Here is a 15,797-nt window from a genome sequence, read left to right as displayed (position 1 = left end):
GCGCCCCCCGGCGTCCGCCGGGGGGCGCCGGAGCCGTCAGGGGGCCTCTGGCCGGGCGCACCACCGGACCCCGTCCGTGTCCTCGTCCGTGTCCTCGTCCGTGTCCTCGTCCGTGTCCTCGTCCGTGTCCTCGTCCGTGTCCTCGTCCGTGTCCTCGTCCGTGTCCTCGTACTCGACGGGGGACTCCCCTGTGTCCGCGTGGCCGAGCAGCCGGCGGGTCAGCGCCTCCCGGCCGGAGAGGAGCTCGTCGAGGGCGGCGGACAGGTCCGCGTCCGCCGCGTCCTCGCCCCGGACGGCCGCCGCGAGGACGGCCCGGCGGACCAGCTCCTTCGGGAAGGAGCCGGTGGTCCCCTCCGCGCGCGCCGCCGCGGCGTCGAGGGCGGCGGCGGAGAACCGCTGCTCCCCCGCGTACCGCCGGAACAGCCGGGACCGGGCGTCCGCGTCGGGCAGCGGCACCTCGACCGCGAGGTCCACGCGCCCGGGGCGCTCGGCGAGCGCCCGCTCCAGCACGGCCACGCGGTTGGTCGTGAGCACGAACGCGACGTCGGCGTCGCCGTCGAGCCCGTCCAGGGCGTCGAGCACCTCGAAGAGCACCGGCTGGGGCCCGGGCCCGAGGTCCCGGTCCATCGCCACGAGGTCGACGTCCTCGAGCACCACGATCGACGGCTGGAAGGTGCGGGCCACCTCGGCGGCGGCCCCGATGAGGTGCAGGCCCGACCCGGTCAGCAGGATCGCCGTGGTCCCCGGGGTGACGGAGAGCAGGTGCCGGACCGTGAGGGTCTTGCCGGTCCCCGGCGGGCCGTGGAGCAGGATCCCGCGCTTGAGGTGCTGGCCCGCGGCCCGGAGCGCGTCGCGGTGCTCCCCGATGCCCACGACGTGCCCCACCACCTGCTCCAGCAGGCCCGGGGGCAGCACGATCTCGTCGGCGGGCACGTGCGGGCGCGGCAGGAACGTGGCCCCGGCCTCGCTGCCGTACTCGGTGGCGGCGAACGAGAGCACCTGGCCGCGCAGCACGCTGCGCTCGAGCATCAGCGCCCGCAGCCGGGCGAGGAACGTGGCGCAGACGGCGGGGTCCGCGGCGAGCACCTCCAGGACCACCTGCGACCGGCCGTACTCGGGCCGGGGCATGCGCTGGAGCACGGCCACCGGCACCCCGTCCACGGTGAGGCACCGGATGCCGAACGCGACGACCTGCCGCTCGGTGGCCGGGCCCGTGGCCCGGGTCGCGTAGTCGACGGGGCCGATGTCGGCCCCGGAGTACGGGGCCGTGAGCAGCTCGGCGAGGCCGAGGTCGTCGCGGCTCCGGCCGCCGCTGACGCCGAGGAGGGAGCCCGGCCCGTCCCCCGCCAGCTCGGCGAGGGCGATGTCGACGTCCGCCAGGCGGTGCGGGGCGAAGTCCTCCGAGACCACGGGCAGGGTGCGCACGTCCGCGCCGAGCACCGCGGACAGGTGCCGCCCGAGCGGCGTGGGCTCGTCCCCGCGCTCGGGCGGCAGCGCGGCGAGGCGGTCCACCAGGCGCCGGAACGAGCGCAGGAGCTGGGCGTCGTCCGGATCAGGGACCGGGCCGGCGGGAGAGGAGTCGTCCATGGGCCGACCCTACCGGGACGGTGGGCAGACGGGTGGCGGCGACGGTCAGGAAGGACACCGCGAGGATCAGCACGGACAGCCCGAGGGCGTAGGTGCCCACCGCGCGATAGCCGCCCACCAGGGCGGGGTCGAGGAAGAAGTACGGGTACCAGCCCACCAGCTGCCCCCGGACCAGGGTGTACACGGCCCACAGCGCCGGGAACACGGTGGACGCCCAGGTGGCGGCCCAGCGCAGCCGCCGGCGGCCCGGGCACAGCAGGAAGTCGGCCACGGCGTAGACCGGCAGCACGAAGTGCAGCACCTGCGAGGACAGCGGGACGAGGAAGAGGTGGCCGAACAGCTCCGCGTTGGCCAGCAGCACCCCGAACACCGCCCCGGAGACCACGGTGTAGGTGGTGGCCATCGCCCGGAGCCCGGTCAGCCAGCCCGGCTCCTGCGCCCCGGCGGCGGTGTGCAGGAGGGCCAGCAGCACGGCCAGGATCAGCAGCACGGCGCTGTGGACCGTGAAGTAGCTGAACAGGTTCGACCCCAGGCAGGTGCGCGTCACGAAGGCGCAGTCCGCCCGCGAGACCAGGGCCCAGACCGCGACGGCCAGGGCGCAGGCCCGGGCGGCGACGACGACGACTCGCACGTTCGTCCTCCTCCCGGCCGTCCGGGCTCCAGGATAGGAGTTCCGGCACCCGCAGGCCGTGCCCGCCCGCCCGTGGCCCTGCCGGGTCGGGTCGGCGGCGCCTATGGTGGGAGCAGGACCAGAGCGGCGACGGCGGGCGGGACCGAGACGATGCATCCCAGGACGGCGACGGGGCAGCGCCCCGCCCCCGGCACGGCGGTGGCCGCGCTCGTCGTCGCGGTGCTGTGCGGATGCGGGAGCCCCGGCGCCCCGGGCCCGCCGACCGGCTCCCCCACGGCCGCGGCGCCCCCGGCCTCCCCCGCTGCGTCGACCGCTCCCGCCACGGACGTCACGTGGGGCGCCTATCCGGACCGCCGGGAGGCGTGCGCGGCGGTCGCCGACGACCTCCTGGTGCTCGCGCTGCTGCCGGCCGGCCTCTCGGCGGGCCCGACCGTGGCGGAGGTGCAGGACGTCGAGGACGAGGTCGAGGCCGTGCGCGGGGCCGCTCCTCCGGCGCTGGCCGCCGACTACGCGCGGGTGCAGCTGCTGGTCGACTCCTACGGTGAGGACCTGGCGGAGGATCCCTCGGCGCGGTTCGACGGGCAGGCGCTCGACGAGGCGCTCGTCCCGGTGCGGGACTGGTTGGAGGGGACTTGCCGGGACGGGGACCGAGCCTGAGGTCTCAGCGGTGCAGCGTGGTGCCGGGCGGCTCCCCGAACCGGGCCCGGTAGGCGGTCGCAAAGCGCCCGGGATGGCCGAAGCCCCAGCGGGCGGCGACGGCCGCGACCGTCGCTCCCCCGGCCGGGTCGGCCCGGAGCAGCTCCTGCCGGGCGGCGTCCAGGCGGGCCTCCCGCAGGTAGCCGACGGGGGTGCGGCCGAGCTCCCGGCGGAACGCGGCCTGCAGCCCGCGGGGACTCATCCGTGCCGCCGCGGCGATCTCGGCGAGACCGACGTCCTCGTGCAGGTGCTCGTCGACGAAGGCGACCGCCCGGCGCACCTGCGCCGGCAGCGCCGGTGCGCTCTCCGACGGCGCCGGCTGCGCCAGGAAGGTGTTCGGGAAGCAGTGCAGCAGGGCACCGGCCAGCGACCGGAACGCCTCGGCCCGCACCAGGGGCGTGCGCAGCGCCTCCGCGTTGGGCAGCAGGTCCCGGTGGAAGTGCCGGACCTGGGCCAGCCAGTACCGCGTCATCTGCGCGGACACGGGCGTGCTGCCCGTGAAGCGCAGCGCGAAGTCCGGGGCGCCGAGCAGGTCGCGCGCGATCCCCTCGACCGAGCGGGCGTCCAGGACCACGGTGCTCAGCTCCAGCAGCCCGTCCCACCGGCCGCCGTACGGTCCCCGGGGCAGCAGGAACGGCAGGGTCGTGCCGATGCGCTCCTTCCCGGAGCTGACCGTCAGCCGCCCGGTCAGCACGTGCACGACCGAGTACGTGCCCGAGACGTCGCCCGTGCCGGAGGACTCCGAGGTGGACAGCCGGAACCGGTGCGCCAGGAGCGGGCCCGTCGAGGCCGCCGCCATGCGCAGCTCGAACGAGGCGTCGGTGGGTGGGCGCATGCCGAGACCCGTGTAGAACTCGGACATGGCGGCGATGCCCCGGTCGGCGTCGTTCGTGGCGAACGACGTCCGGCGGACCGGGTCCGCTGCGGAGCCGGAGTCCTCGCCCGGGGCGGACGGCTCGGTCGTGGTCATGGATGTCCTCGGCACGTGCAGGAGCGGCCCCGTTCCGGGGCCGCTCCTGGTTCGGTGCGCTATCGGCGGTTGAGGAGGCCGCGCAGCATGCCGCCCAGACCGCGGCCGCTCCTGCCCGCGCCCGCCTGGCCGGCGGCGTTCATTCCGCGGGTGCCCCGGCGTCCGCCGGCGGGACGGCCGGCGGTCCCCCCGGCACGTCCGGTGAAGCTCCTGATGATGCTGTTCAGTCCCACGGTGGACTCTCCTTCGGGTCGGCCTGTCGAGCGACTGTCGTCAGCTCACTGTCGACTCTACGCCCGGTGGCCGTCCCGGACCACGGGGCCGTTCAGCGGACCTCGTGGCCGGCCGCGCGCAGCGCGTCCTTGACCTCGGCGATCGCGTGCACGGGACCGAAGTGGAAGATCGAGGCGGCGAGCACGGCGTCCGCGCCCGCGTCCACCGCCGGCGGGAAGTGCTCGGGGGCGCCCGCGCCGCCGGAGGCGATGAGGGGCACGTGCACCCGGGCGCGCACGGCTTGGATCATCTCCAGGTCGAAGCCCGCCTGGGTGCCGTCCGCGTCCATGGAGTTGAGCAGGATCTCCCCCACGCCGCGGTCCTCGGCCTCCTGCGCCCAGTCCAGGGCGTCGAGACCGGTCAGCGTGCGCCCCCCGTGGGTCGTGACCTCGAAGCCGGAGGGCGTGTTGCCCGTGCGGCGGGCGTCGAGGGAGAGGACGAGCACCTGGCTGCCGAAGTGCCCGGTGATCTCGTCGATCACGCCGGGCCGGGCGACCGCGGCGGTGTTGATGGACGCCTTGTCCGCGCCGCAGCGCAGCAGCCGGTCGACGTCGGCGACCGCGCGGACGCCGCCGCCCACCGTGAGCGGGATGAAGACCTGCTCGGCCGTGCGGGAGACCACGTCGAAGGTCGTGGCCCGGGCCGCCGAGGAGGCCGTGACGTCGAGGAACGTCAGCTCGTCCGCACCGGCCTCGTTGTAGCGCTTGGCGAGCTCCACCGGGTCACCGGCGTCGCGCAGGTTCTCGAAGTTCACGCCCTTGACGACTCGACCGGCGTCGACGTCCAGGCAGGGGATGACACGTACGGCAACGCCCACGGGCGGCACCTCCTCGGCTGCGGGGATGGGGCGGGAAGGGGGTCAGATCCGGGCGGCCTGGATCGGGGAGACCAGGATGGCGCGGGCCCCGACGTCGTAGAGGGCGTCCATGACCTTGTTGGTCTCGGACTTGGGGACCATGGCGCGCACGGCCCAGGCGTTGCCGCGGCCGAGCCGGGAGATGGTGGGCCCCTCCATGCCGGGGGTGATCCGGGTGGCGGCCTCGACGTACTCCTCGGCGACGTCGTAGTCCATCAGCACGTACTGCCGGGCCACGAGCACGCCCTGCAGGCGCCGCCGGAGCACGGCCAGGCCCTCGGGCTCCCCGGCCGCGCGGCTGCGGATGAGCAGCGCCTCGGAGGTCATGATGGGGTCGCCGAAGACCTGCAGGCCCGCGGCCCGCAGGGTGTTGCCGGTCTCCACGACGTCGGCGATCGCGTCCGCCACGCCCAGCCGGATGGAGGACTCCACGGCGCCGTCGAGGCGGACCACGGAGGCCTCCACGCCCCGCTCGGCGAGGTAGTCGCGCAGCAGGCCGTCGTAGCTCGTGGCGATCCGCCGGCCCGCCAGCTCGGCGATCGAGGAGAACTCGCCCGCCGGGCCCGCGAACCGGAACGTGGAGCGGGCGAAGTCCAGCCCGAGGTCCTCGTCGGCGTGGGCCCCGGAGTCCAGGAGCAGGTCCCGGCCGGTGATCCCGACGTCGAGGATGCCCCCGCCCACGTACACCGCGATGTCCCGGGGGCGCAGGTAGAAGAACTCGACGTTGTTCTCGGGGTCCACGAGCACCAGCTCGCGGGAGTCCCGCCGCTGCCGGTAGCCGGCCTCCTTGAGCATGGTGACGGAGGACTCGGACAGGGCGCCCTTGTTGGGCACTGCGACACGCAGCATGGGGTTCCTTCTCGGCTCAGGGAGTTCGGTGGGGCGGGGACGGACGGTGCGGCGGGGCGCTCAGAGGTGGCGGTAGACGTCCTCGAGCCGCAGGCCCTTCGCGACCATCATCACCTGCACGTGGTAGAGCAGCTGCGAGATCTCCTCCGCGGCCTGCTCCGAGGTCTCGTACTCGCAGGCCATCCAGACCTCGGCGGCCTCCTCGACGACCTTCTTGCCGATGCCGTGCACGCCGGTGTCGAGCTCCCGGACCGTGCCGGAGCCCTCCGGTCGGGTCACGGCTTTGTCGCTGATCTCGGCGAAGAGGGTCTCGAAGGTTTTCACGACTACCAGGGTAATGGGTCCGCGACGGCCTCCGGACCGGGGCGGGCCCGCACGCCCCGCGGGACGGGGCTCAGACCCCGAGGGAGCGCAGCAGCAGGGCGGTGCGCACCGCGGCGGCCGTGGCCTCGTAGCCCTTGTCCTCCTGGGAGCCCTCGAGCCCGGCGCGGTCCAGGCCCTGCTGCTCGGTGTCGCACGTGAGCACGCCGAAGCCCACGGGCACGCCGGTGCGCACCGACACGTCCGTGAGGCCCTGGGTGGCCGCCGAGCACACGTAGTCGAAGTGCGGGGTGCCGCCGCGCACGACCACGCCGAGGGCCACCACGGCGTCGAGGCCCGGGGCGAGGCGGGCCGCGGCGACGGGCAGCTCGAAGCTGCCGGGCACGCGCACGACCGGCGCGTCCCGCACGCCGGCGTCGGCGAGCGCGCGGCGGGCGCCGTCGACCAGCCCGTCCATGATCTCGGTGTGCCAGCTGGAGGCGACGACGGCGACGCGCAGGCCGCTCGCGTCGTCGGTGCTGAGGTCGATGTCGGGGGCGCCGTGTCCGCTCATGGGGTGTGGTCTCCTGTGCCGTTGGTGGTGCTGTCGGTGGTGCTGTCGTACGTACGGTCGGTCGTGCGGTCGGTGGTGCGGTCGGTCCGGCTGGCGGGCTCCGCCGCGGGGCCGCGGTGGGCGGTGGGGTCGTCGACGTGGCGCAGGCGGTGCCGCATGCGGTCCCGCTTGGTGACGAGGTAGTCGTGGTTCTCCGGGCGGGCCGGCACCTCGTTGGGCACCATGGCGACCACCTCGATCCCCAGGTCGGCCAGGCGCTCGGCCTTGGCGGGGTTGTTGCTCAGCAGCCGGATCCGGGTCAGCCCGAGCCGGTGCAGGATGGCCGCCGCGGCGGTGTAGTCCCGGGCGTCGGCGGGCAGGCCGAGCAGCTCGTTCGCCTCGACCGTGTCCGCCCCGCCGTCCTGGAGCTTGTAGGCGCGCAGCTTGTTCACCAGCCCGATCCCCCGGCCCTCGTGGTTGCGCAGGTAGATGAGGGTGCCGCCGTCGTCGGAGATCCGGCGCAGCGCCAGGTGCAGCTGGGGCCCGCAGTCGCACCGGTAGGAGCCGAAGACGTCCCCCGTGAGGCACTCGGAGTGCAGCCGCACGAGCGGGGGCCGGCCCACGGGCACGCGGTCCGAGGAGGGCGCGGTGAGGCTGAGGTGCTCGGCGACCGCGTCCCCGGGCCCGCCCGGCAGCTGCCAGCCGATGACCTCGAACCGGCCCTCGGGCGTGGGCACCACCACGGGCTCGGAGCTGACCAGGGGGGCGTCCGGCCTCATCGGCGGTCCTCCTGCAGCTGCGCCGCCAGGTCCTCGATGCTCACGAGCGGGATGCCGTGCCGGTCGGCGAAGGCGCGCAGGGCGGGCAGCCGCATCATCTCGCCCTCGTCGTGGACGAGCTCGGCGATCACGCCGACCGGCTCGAGCCCGGCGAGGGAGCACAGCTCGACGGCGGCCTCGGTGTGCCCGCGGCGCACGGCGACCCCGCCCTCGGCGGCCCGGAGGGGCAGCACGTGCCCGGGCCGGGTGATGTCCCCGGGCCCGGCCGCGGGGTCGGCCAGCACCCGGGCGGTGAGCGCGCGGTCGGCGGCGCTGATGCCGGTGCTCACCCCGAGGCGGGCGTCGCACGTGACGGTGTAGGCGGTGCCCTTCGAGTCCTCGTTGACGTCGACCATCGGGGGCAGCCGCATCGCGTCGGCCCGCGCCCCGGTCATGGGCACGCAGACGACCCCGGAGCTGTGCCGGATGGTGAAGCCCATCAGCGCGGGCGTGGCGTGCTCGGCCGCGAAGACGATGTCGCCCTCGTTCTCCCGGTCGGCGTCGTCCACGACGACGACGGGCCGTCCCTGGGCCATGGCCTCGACGGCCGCCCCCACGGGGTCGAGCCGGATCTCCCCGGTCGTCCCGTCGCCCCCGCGGCCGGTCCCCTCGTGGGTGTTGCTGGTCCGCATCATGCTCCTTCTCCTGCCGTGGTCCGGGCCGTCTCCGGCGCCGGGGTGCTGTCGGTCCGGGCGAAGGCCAGCAGGCGCTGGGCGTACTTCGCGAGGACGTCGACCTCGAGGTTGACGGACGCGCCGACGGGGCGGCGTCCGAGGGTGGTCTCGGCGAGGGTGGCCGGGATGAGCCCGACCTCGAACCAGTGCTCCCCGGCGCCGGGGGAGCTGACCGCCGTCACCGTGAGGGACACGCCGTCCACGGCGATCGACCCCTTCTCGGCGAGGAACGGGGCGAGCTCGGCGGGCACGGCGACCCGGACCCGCTCCCACTCCCCCAGGTCCTCGCGGACCGTGACGGTGCCCGTGCCGTCGACGTGGCCCTGGACCACGTGCCCGTCCAGCCGACCGCCGGCGGGCACGCAGCGCTCCAGGTTCACGGTGTCCCCGGCGGCCAGCGCCCCGAGGTTGGTGCGCACGAGCGTCTCGCCGATGACGTCGGCCAGGAACTGCCCGGGGCCGATCTCCTCGGTGCGCGTGGCCGTGAGGCAGACCCCGTTGACGGCGAGGGAGCCGCCGTGCGGCAGGTCGGCCACGAGCGGGCCGGCGTCCACGAGGAGGCGGGCGCTCGTGCCGTCGGGGCGGGGGTCGACCGAGCGCACGGTGCCCTGGCCGGCGACGATTCCTGTGAACATGCGGTGCTACCTCTGTCTCTGTCCTGGTCTCTGACTCTGTCTGTCTGTCTGTCGGTCGGTCGGTCTTCGGGGCCGGCGGTCCGCTCAGTCCGGCGGGACGGGCCGCAGGTGGATCCACAGGTCGGGGCCGAGCTGCTGCACGGGCCCGCCGCCGGCGGGGTCGAGCCGCCACCGGGAGGCGTCCGCGAGGGTGCCGATGCCCAGCTCCTCGAAGGCGGGCCGTCCCGCCCCGAGCACGAGGGGCGCCTGGTAGAGGCTGAGCTCGTCGACGAGCCCCGCGCGCAGGAAGCCGGCGGCGACGGTGGCCCCGCCCTCGATCAGCACGTGGCGCACGCCGGCGTCGTAGAGCTCGGCCAGGGCGGAGTGGGGGTCGTGGGTGGCGACGTGCCGGAACCGCCCGTCGGTCCCGCGGATCGCGGCGTCCCGGGGCACGGGGCGCAGGCCCATGGCCACGCGCAGGGGCTGCCGCGGGACCACGCCGCCGTCGCCGGTGCGGGCGGTGAGCCGGGGGTCGTCGGCCAGGACCGTGCCGCTGCCCACGAGGACCGCGTCGGCGCGGGCGCGCAGGTCGTGCCCGTGCTCGCGGGCCGACGACGACGTGATCCACCGGCTGGTCCCGTCCTCGGCGGCGATCCGGGCGTCGAGGCTCTGGGCGACCTTCAGGGTCACGAACGGGCGCTGGGCGCGCACGGTCTCGCCCCAGCGGTCGTTGAGCCGCTCGGCCTCCTCGGCCAGCAGCCCCGAGCGGACCTCGAGGCCCGCGGCGCGCAGGGTGGCGGCTCCGCCGGCGGCGGCGGCGGTGCGGTCGGGGGCGCCGTAGACCACGCGGGGCACACCGGCCTCCACGATCGCCTCGGCGCACGGGCCGGTGCGGCCCCAGTGGTTGCACGGCTCGAGGGTGACGTACATGGTGGTGCCCCGGAGGTCGGTGCCGGCGGACCCGGCGCGCTCCAGGACGTCGACCTCGGCGTGGACGGTGCCCGCCCCGCGGTGGTGGCCGACGTGCAGGATCCGCCCCTCGGCGTCGACGAGGACGGCTCCGACGAGGGGGTTGGCCCCGCGCGGGCCGCGCGCCGCCGCGTGCAGGGCAGTCCGCATGACCGAGCGCTCGGCGTCGTCGCCGGTCCGGTGCTGCGGGTCCATCACGTCGTCCTTTCCCGGGGCGGAACCGGGGCGCAGGACAACGGTGCCGCCGTCGGGACCCACGGGTCCGGACGGCGCCGTGGCGGGTGCCGTCGACGGCGCGCCACGAGGGCCGTTGAACGTGTTGCCTTCCATCCAGACTGTGACTGTCGGTACCGGAGTTCCACCGGTTCGGCCGGGCGACCCGTCGGTGCGGGCGCTGGGCGCCCGCAGGGACGTGGTCGTCCGGTTCGCGGACTGTGACCGCCGGTTCGGACTTCCACCGACCCCGGAACACGTTGTTCGTGCCCCGATTATGTCACAGGGCGTGCCCGCGGCGGCCCGCGGCCGGCCGGCTCAGGACTGCGCGGAGCGGGCCGCCCCGCGCAGGGCCGTGATCGCGGCCCCGGGGTCCTCCGCGCCGTAGACGGCGGAGCCCGCCACGAACGTGTCGGCCCCGGCCTCCGCGGCCCGCACGATGGTCTCCTCGGTGATCCCGCCGTCCACCTGCAGCGCCACCCGTCCCCCGCCGGCCCGGATCGCCTCGGCGGCCCGGCGGATCTTCGGCAGCGTGACGTCGAGGAAGGCCTGGCCGCCGAAGCCGGGCTCCACCGTCATGACCAGGAGCATGTCCAGCTCGGGCAGCAGGTCGAGGTACGGCTCCACGGGGGTCGCGGGGCGCAGGGCCATCCCGGCGCGGGCGCCGTGGGCGCGCAGCTCGCGGGCCAGCTTCAGCGGGGCGCGCGCGGCCTCGGCGTGGAAGGTGACCGACTCGCAGCCGAGCTCGGCGTAGCCCGCGGCCCAGCGGTCCGCGTCCTCGATCATCAGGTGCACGTCCAGCGGGAGGGGGCTGACGGCGAGGATCCGTTCCACGAGGGGCATGCCCAGCGTCAGGTTCGGGACGAAGTGGTTGTCCATGACGTCCACGTGCACGGCGTCGGCGGCGGCGATCCGGCCCAGCTCGGTCTCGAGGTTGACGAAGTCGGCGGAGAGGATCGAGGGGTGGATGCAGGTGCGGGGCACGGGGACTCCTGGTGGTCGGGCGGTCGGGGGCTCAGCGCTTGCGCAGCAGGGCCAGGAACATGGCGTCCGTGCCGTGGACGTGCGGCCACAGCTGGACGGTCGCGGGGCCGGCGCCCCCCGCCCACGGGCGGGACGGGTCGCGGTCCCCGTCGAGGCTGCCGGGCAGGGACGCGGCCCGGACCGGCGCCAGGGCGTCGACCAGCTCGGCGTCCTCGCGGCGGGCCAGCACGTCCTGGACCACGGCGAGGGTCTCGGCCGCGTGCGGGGAGCAGGTCGCGTAGGCGACCAGGCCGCCGGGGCGGGCGACGTCCAGGGCGGCGTGCAGCAGCTCCCGCTGCAGCGGCCCGAGCTCCGCCAGGTCGCGAGGGGTGCGCCGCCAGCGCGACTCCGGGCGGCGGCGCAGCGCCCCGAGGCCGGTGCACGGGGCGTCGACGAGGACCCGGTCGAAGCCGGCCTCCTCGACGGGGCGGCCGCCGAGCAGCTCGTCGGCGGCGCGCCCGTCCCCCGTGCGCACCGTCCAGGCGCGCTCCGGGACCGGCCGCAGGGCCCGGCGCACGAGCTCGGCCCGGTGCGGGGCCACCTCGTTGGCCGTCAGGTGCGCCCCCTGCCGGTCGGCGAGCGCCGCCAGCAGGGCCGCCTTCCCGCCCGGGCCGGCGCACAGGTCCAGCCAGCGCCCGCCCCCGGCGCCGCCGTCGGCGTCCTGGCCGGCGGCGAGCAGGGCGCGGGCGACGAGCTGGGACCCGGCGTCCTGGACGCGGACCCCGCCCTCCCGGACGGAGGCGAGCCGGTGCAGGTCGCCGCCGCTGCTCAGCGCCGAGCCCGGGACGAGCGTCCCCTGCTCCGCGCCGGCGGCGAGGGCCTCGTCGAGGTCGCCGAGACCGGGCAGGGCCACGAGGTTGACCACGGGGGCGGCGTTGTCCGCCTCGAGCAGCGCCTCGAGCTCGGCGGCGTCCCGCCCGTGGGCGGTGAGCGCCTGGCGCAGGGCCCGGACCACCCACGCCGGGTGGGCGTGGGCCAGGCCCAGGCGGGCGGTCTCGTCGACGGCCTCGGCGGTCAGCTCCGCGATCCACGCGGGCAGGTCCCGGGCCGCGACCTTGCGCAGCACCGCGTTGACGAGCCCGCCGGGGCCCGCGCCGATGACGGCCCGGACGAGGCCCACCGTCTGGTCGAGGGCCGCGTGGTCGGGCACCCGCATCGCGAGCAGCTGGTGGGTGCCCAGGCGCAGGGCGTCCAGCACCGCCCCGTCGAGCTCGCCCAGGGGCCGGTCGACGCACCGGGCCAGCACGGCGTCCCAGGTGCCCTGCCAGCGCAGCGCCCCGTAGGCCAGCTCCGTGGCGAAGCCCGCGTCCCGCCGGTCCAGGCGGTGGGCCCGGACCAGCTTGGGGAGCACGAGGTTGCCGTAGGCGCCCTCCTCGGACACCGCGCGCAGGGTCTCGAACGCCGCCAGCCGGGCCGGGTCGGCCCGCCGCGTGCGCCCCGCGGGCGCCGCCGAGGAGAAGGAGCGGTCGGACTGCGCCCGACGGTTGCGCTCGTGGCCCCTCGCGCTGCGCCGCGGGCCTCCCGGTCGCCGGTCGCGGTCGCCCCGCCGGTCGCCGCCCTGCCTGTCCTCGTGCCCGCTCACTGGAACACCACTTCCTCTTCCGTGCTGCGGCCCCGCGCCCAGGCGGTGGCCTCCATGGTCTTCTTCCCCGCCGGCTGCACCCGGGTCAGCTGGACGGCGTACGAGCCCGTGCCCACGAGCACGGCGTCCCCGCGCAGGACGCACCGGCCCGGGGCGAGGTCCCGGACGTCGGGGCGGGGCAGCACGAGGTCGAGCTTGAGCCGGCGCTCGTCGAGCCGGGTCCACGCCCCGGGCTCGGGGGTCGCCCCGCGCACCCGGTGGGCCACGGCCACGGCGGGGTCCGACCAGCGGACCCGCCCGTCCTCGGCGGTGAGCTTCGGGGCGTGGGTCACGTCGCCCTGCTGCGGGGCCGGGCGCGCGGAGCCGTCGACCACGGCGCGCAGGGAGTCCGCCAGCAGCGGCGCCGCGGTGCGGGACAGGCGCTCCAGGACCGTCCCGGCCGTGTCGTCGGGACGGACCTCGTCGGTCATCGTGCCGAGGACGGGCCCGGTGTCCAGGCCGGCCTCCAGCAGGAAGGTGCTGGCCCCGACCACCGTGTCCCCGGCCATCAGGGCCCGCTGGACGGGGGCGGCGCCGCGCCACTGCGGCAGCAGGGAGAAGTGCAGGTTGATCCAGCCGTGCGGCACGGCGTCCAGGGCCGCCTGCGGGACCAGGGCCCCGTAGGCGACGACGGCGGCGACGTCCGCGCCCAGCCCCCGGATCCGCTCGGTCAGCTCGGCGTCCACCCGGTTGGCCTTGAGCACGGGCAGGCCCCGCCGCCCGGCCTCCTCGGCCACGGGTGAGGGGGTGAGCACCTTCTTGCGCCCCACGGGGGCGTCGGTGCGGGTGAGGACGGCCACGATCTCGACGTCGGGCCGCTCGGCCAGGTGGACCAGGGGCGGCACGGCGACGGACGGCGTGCCGGCGTAGAGGATCTTCACGGCTCTCCTGACGGGTGGGGACGGGGGCGGGATTCAGGCCGGGCCGGCGCCGAAGGAGCCGGCCCCGAAGGAGGTTCCGACGTGCGCGGCGCGCTGCCCGGCCACGCCGCGCACCACGCCGTCGTAGCCGGCGGCGCGGATGGCCCGCATCGCGTCCCGCTTCTCGGCGCCGGTCAGCCGGTCGACGTAGAGCCGCCCGTCCAGGTGGTCGGTCTCGTGCTGCAGGCAGCGCGCCAGCAGGCCGGTGCCCTCGACGGTCACGGGGGCGCCGTGCTGGTCGAGGCCGGTGACCCGGGCCCAGTTCCGGCGCGGGGTGTCGTAGGCCAGGCCCGGGACGGAGAGACAGCCCTCGCCGCCCTCCTGGGGCTCCTCGCCCACCTCCAGGACCGGGTTGACCACGTGTCCCGCGCTGCCCTCGACCGCCCAGGTGAACAGCCGCACGCTGACGCCCACCTGGGGCGCGGCGAGGCCGACGCCGCCGACGTCCAGCATCGTCTCGTGCATGTCGGCGACGAGCCGGCGCAGGGCGTCGTCGAAGGCCGTGACCTCCTCCGCGCGGGTGCGCAGGACGGGATCACCGATGGTGCGGATGGGCAGGACGGACATGGCGGGACCTCGCTCTCGACCCGGCAAGTCTACGGGCCGCCCGTCCCCCCGCGGGCACGCGGGGCGCTCCCGGCCTACGCCTGCTCGCGCAGCGGCGGGGGCGGCACGGGGCGCAGGGCGGGGCCGGCCGCGGCGAGGGCCGTCTCCTGGGTCCACAGCCGGTGCAGGGCGCAGAACTTGTACCAGTGCTGCTCGAGCACCGCCGGGACGGCCTGCACGGGCACGACCTCCGTCTCGCCGACCGCCACGCCCAGCAGCAGGTCCGCGCTGCCGTACGCCCACGGCTCCCAGGTGCCGGCGTCCGCGTCCACGAGGGACTCCTCCGCCTTGAGCCCGGCCACGAGCTGGGTCACGACCTTGGGGTCCAGGGACTTCACGCGCCCGTCCCGGTCCGTGCCCTTCGTCTTGTAGTCGATCAGGCACACCTTGCCCGCGATCCGGGCTACGAGGTCGAGGGTCCCCGCGTAGCCCACGGTGGAGTTCCACACCGTGACCTCCACCGCCAGCGGCTCCGGGGCGTAGAGGTCCCACCACTCGTCGAAGCGCGAGGCGAAGCGCTCCTCGCCGTGCTCGGCCAGCGCGGCCCGCGCCTCCGCGGCCCGGTGGGGCCGGCCGAGGGCCCGCAGGGCGATCTGCTCGGCGTAGGTGTGCACGCGGTCCCCGCGCGCGGCGGCCTCGTCGCGGTGCCGCTCGGCGGCCTTGGCCGCGTCCCGCACCACGGCGCGCAGCTGGGCCGGCGAGCCCAGGGCCGCGCGCAGCCGGTCGTCCCGCACGGCGGCCTGCGCGGCGGAGTAGCCGTACCACCCGTCCAGGTCCGTGGCGGCCCGGGAGAGGACCGTGGTGATGGAGGGGACGGTCGCCTGGTCCGCCACGGACCTCGCGTACATCCGCCCGTACTCGGTCTGTTCCGCCAGCCTGGGCTGTGTCACGCTGCTCGTCGCCTCTCCCTCGCCTCGCCCCGGGGCCCGGGGCGGTCCCGGTGCTCCGGGTCCTGCCCCGCAGGCTACCGACCGCCTCGGACACGGCGCCCGCCGAGCGGTGCCGTGTCCGGGCACGACGAAGGCCCCGGCTCGTGGAGCCGGGGCCTTCCAGGTGGTGCGCGATACTGGGATCGAACCAGTGACCTCTTCCGTGTCAGGGAAGCGCGCTACCGCTGCGCCAATCGCGCTCGACCGGCGGTTCCCGAGGGAGACCGTCAAGCGTGGTGGGTGTGCACCGAGGTGGAGACGGGATTCGAACCCGCGTAGACGGCTTTGCAGGCCGCTGCCTAACCACTCGGCCACCCCACCGGGACCTGGTCCTTGCGGACAGGGCCGTCGGTCACGACATCGTTCATGCCGATCACTGCGAGCGGACGACGGGAGTCGAACCCGCGACATCCACCATGGCAAGGTGGTGCTCTACCAGCTGAGCTACGTCCGCATGTCTTGCTTCGGTCGATCTCTCGATCTTCCGATCAGGAACTCTAGCACAACCGTTCCGGCGGTGTTCGCGCCGGTCCGGGGCGTGCAAAGTTCGACGGGATCGCTGTTCCGGGCGGCCTCGCAGCCGCTCCGTTCGCCGGAACCCGTCGGTGTTCCTGACAGGTTGAGACTTTACGGGACCTTTTTCCGAAACGCCAAATCCCCCGGGGAGCCAGATCGGAAGAGCGTCGTGTAGGGAA

General features: G+C 75.7%; 17 protein-coding genes, 3 tRNA genes and 1 riboswitch. Of the genes, 1 reads left to right on the top strand and 19 read right to left on the bottom strand.

Annotated elements, in window-relative coordinates:
- Positions 1 to 36: 36 nt before the first annotated feature.
- Entirely contained in the window at positions 37 to 1,587 is a 1,551-nt protein-coding gene (locus H488_RS30285; RefSeq protein WP_017833955.1) for an AAA family ATPase, read from the bottom strand.
- Positions 1,553 to 2,218 (bottom strand): Pr6Pr family membrane protein, encoded by a 666-nt coding sequence (locus H488_RS0118605; protein WP_017833954.1) that lies wholly within the window; start codon positions 2,216 to 2,218, stop codon positions 1,553 to 1,555. Before H488_RS0118605 ends, H488_RS30285 begins: the two co-directional genes overlap by 35 nt.
- A gap of 150 nt (positions 2,219 to 2,368) precedes the next feature.
- On the opposite strand from H488_RS0118605, the gene H488_RS30280 reads away from it, so the two are divergent.
- Positions 2,369 to 2,875, top strand: coding sequence for a hypothetical protein (locus H488_RS30280; RefSeq protein ID WP_150110355.1), 507 nt, complete (start codon positions 2,369 to 2,371; stop codon positions 2,873 to 2,875).
- A gap of 4 nt (positions 2,876 to 2,879) precedes the next feature.
- Here H488_RS30280 and H488_RS36150 read toward each other — a convergent pair whose 3' ends face one another.
- The 17 genes from H488_RS36150 to H488_RS30200 all read right to left on the bottom strand — a co-directional run bounded on the left by H488_RS36150 (position 2,880) and on the right by H488_RS30200 (position 15,556).
- Positions 2,880 to 3,884: an AraC family transcriptional regulator gene (locus H488_RS36150; protein ID WP_017833952.1), complete on the bottom strand. Its 1,005-nt coding sequence runs from the start codon at positions 3,882 to 3,884 to the stop codon at positions 2,880 to 2,882.
- A gap of 325 nt (positions 3,885 to 4,209) precedes the next feature.
- Positions 4,210 to 4,974 carry an imidazole glycerol phosphate synthase subunit HisF gene (gene hisF, locus H488_RS30270; protein ID WP_017833950.1) on the bottom strand — a complete coding sequence of 255 codons (765 nt, stop codon included), beginning with the start codon at positions 4,972 to 4,974 and terminating at the stop codon, positions 4,210 to 4,212.
- Between the two features lie 42 nt (positions 4,975 to 5,016).
- Positions 5,017 to 5,862: an ATP phosphoribosyltransferase gene (gene hisG / locus H488_RS30265; RefSeq protein WP_017833949.1), complete on the bottom strand. Its 846-nt coding sequence runs from the start codon at positions 5,860 to 5,862 to the stop codon at positions 5,017 to 5,019.
- A 60-nt stretch (positions 5,863 to 5,922) separates the two neighbouring features.
- On the bottom strand, positions 5,923 to 6,186 hold the full coding sequence (locus tag H488_RS30260; protein WP_017833948.1) for a phosphoribosyl-ATP diphosphatase: 264 nt from the start codon (positions 6,184 to 6,186) through the stop codon (positions 5,923 to 5,925).
- Between the two features lie 70 nt (positions 6,187 to 6,256).
- The gene (gene ribH / locus H488_RS30255) at positions 6,257 to 6,736 is read right to left on the bottom strand and encodes a 6,7-dimethyl-8-ribityllumazine synthase (protein WP_017833947.1); all 480 of its coding nucleotides are present in this window, start codon (positions 6,734 to 6,736) and stop codon (positions 6,257 to 6,259) included.
- On the bottom strand, positions 6,733 to 7,494 hold the full coding sequence (locus H488_RS0118590; RefSeq protein WP_017833946.1) for a GTP cyclohydrolase II: 762 nt from the start codon (positions 7,492 to 7,494) through the stop codon (positions 6,733 to 6,735). Before H488_RS0118590 ends, ribH begins: the two co-directional genes overlap by 4 nt.
- Positions 7,491 to 8,165 (bottom strand): 3,4-dihydroxy-2-butanone-4-phosphate synthase, encoded by a 675-nt coding sequence (gene ribB, locus H488_RS30250; protein WP_017833945.1) that lies wholly within the window; start codon positions 8,163 to 8,165, stop codon positions 7,491 to 7,493. The genes H488_RS0118590 and ribB overlap by 4 nt, the downstream gene beginning before the upstream one ends.
- Positions 8,165 to 8,842 carry a riboflavin synthase gene (locus H488_RS30245; RefSeq protein WP_017833944.1) on the bottom strand — a complete coding sequence of 226 codons (678 nt, stop codon included), beginning with the start codon at positions 8,840 to 8,842 and terminating at the stop codon, positions 8,165 to 8,167. Before H488_RS30245 ends, ribB begins: the two co-directional genes overlap by 1 nt.
- A gap of 84 nt (positions 8,843 to 8,926) precedes the next feature.
- Positions 8,927 to 9,985, bottom strand: coding sequence for a bifunctional diaminohydroxyphosphoribosylaminopyrimidine deaminase/5-amino-6-(5-phosphoribosylamino)uracil reductase RibD (ribD, locus tag H488_RS30240; RefSeq protein WP_017833943.1), 1,059 nt, complete (start codon positions 9,983 to 9,985; stop codon positions 8,927 to 8,929).
- Between the two features lie 117 nt (positions 9,986 to 10,102).
- A riboswitch (FMN riboswitch) is annotated at positions 10,103 to 10,266 on the bottom strand.
- 55 nt (positions 10,267 to 10,321) lie between these two features.
- Complete coding sequence (rpe, locus tag H488_RS30235) at positions 10,322 to 10,987, bottom strand: ribulose-phosphate 3-epimerase (protein WP_017833942.1); 666 nt, start codon at positions 10,985 to 10,987, stop codon at positions 10,322 to 10,324.
- Positions 10,988 to 11,018: 31 nt separating this feature from the next.
- Complete coding sequence (locus H488_RS30230; protein ID WP_017833941.1) at positions 11,019 to 12,608, bottom strand: RsmB/NOP family class I SAM-dependent RNA methyltransferase; 1,590 nt, start codon at positions 12,606 to 12,608, stop codon at positions 11,019 to 11,021.
- Positions 12,605 to 13,528 carry a methionyl-tRNA formyltransferase gene (gene fmt, locus H488_RS30225; RefSeq protein WP_017833940.1) on the bottom strand — a complete coding sequence of 308 codons (924 nt, stop codon included), beginning with the start codon at positions 13,526 to 13,528 and terminating at the stop codon, positions 12,605 to 12,607. Before fmt ends, H488_RS30230 begins: the two co-directional genes overlap by 4 nt.
- A gap of 33 nt (positions 13,529 to 13,561) precedes the next feature.
- Entirely contained in the window at positions 13,562 to 14,134 is a 573-nt protein-coding gene (gene def, locus H488_RS30220; protein ID WP_017833939.1) for a peptide deformylase, read from the bottom strand.
- A 74-nt stretch (positions 14,135 to 14,208) separates the two neighbouring features.
- Positions 14,209 to 15,063 carry a hypothetical protein gene (locus tag H488_RS30215; RefSeq protein WP_031283248.1) on the bottom strand — a complete coding sequence of 285 codons (855 nt, stop codon included), beginning with the start codon at positions 15,061 to 15,063 and terminating at the stop codon, positions 14,209 to 14,211.
- A gap of 164 nt (positions 15,064 to 15,227) precedes the next feature.
- A tRNA-Val gene (locus tag H488_RS30210) sits at positions 15,228 to 15,302 on the bottom strand.
- Positions 15,303 to 15,352: 50 nt separating this feature from the next.
- Positions 15,353 to 15,423: transfer RNA gene (locus H488_RS30205), tRNA-Cys, on the bottom strand.
- A gap of 60 nt (positions 15,424 to 15,483) precedes the next feature.
- A tRNA-Gly gene (locus tag H488_RS30200) sits at positions 15,484 to 15,556 on the bottom strand.
- Positions 15,557 to 15,797 lie beyond the last annotated feature (241 nt).

Origin of the sequence: Kocuria sp. UCD-OTCP (genome assembly GCF_000349605.1) — a bacterium.
Classification (GTDB): Bacteria; Actinomycetota; Actinomycetes; order Actinomycetales; family Micrococcaceae; genus Kocuria; species Kocuria rosea.
This window is presented reverse-complemented; position numbering and strand designations above follow the sequence as displayed.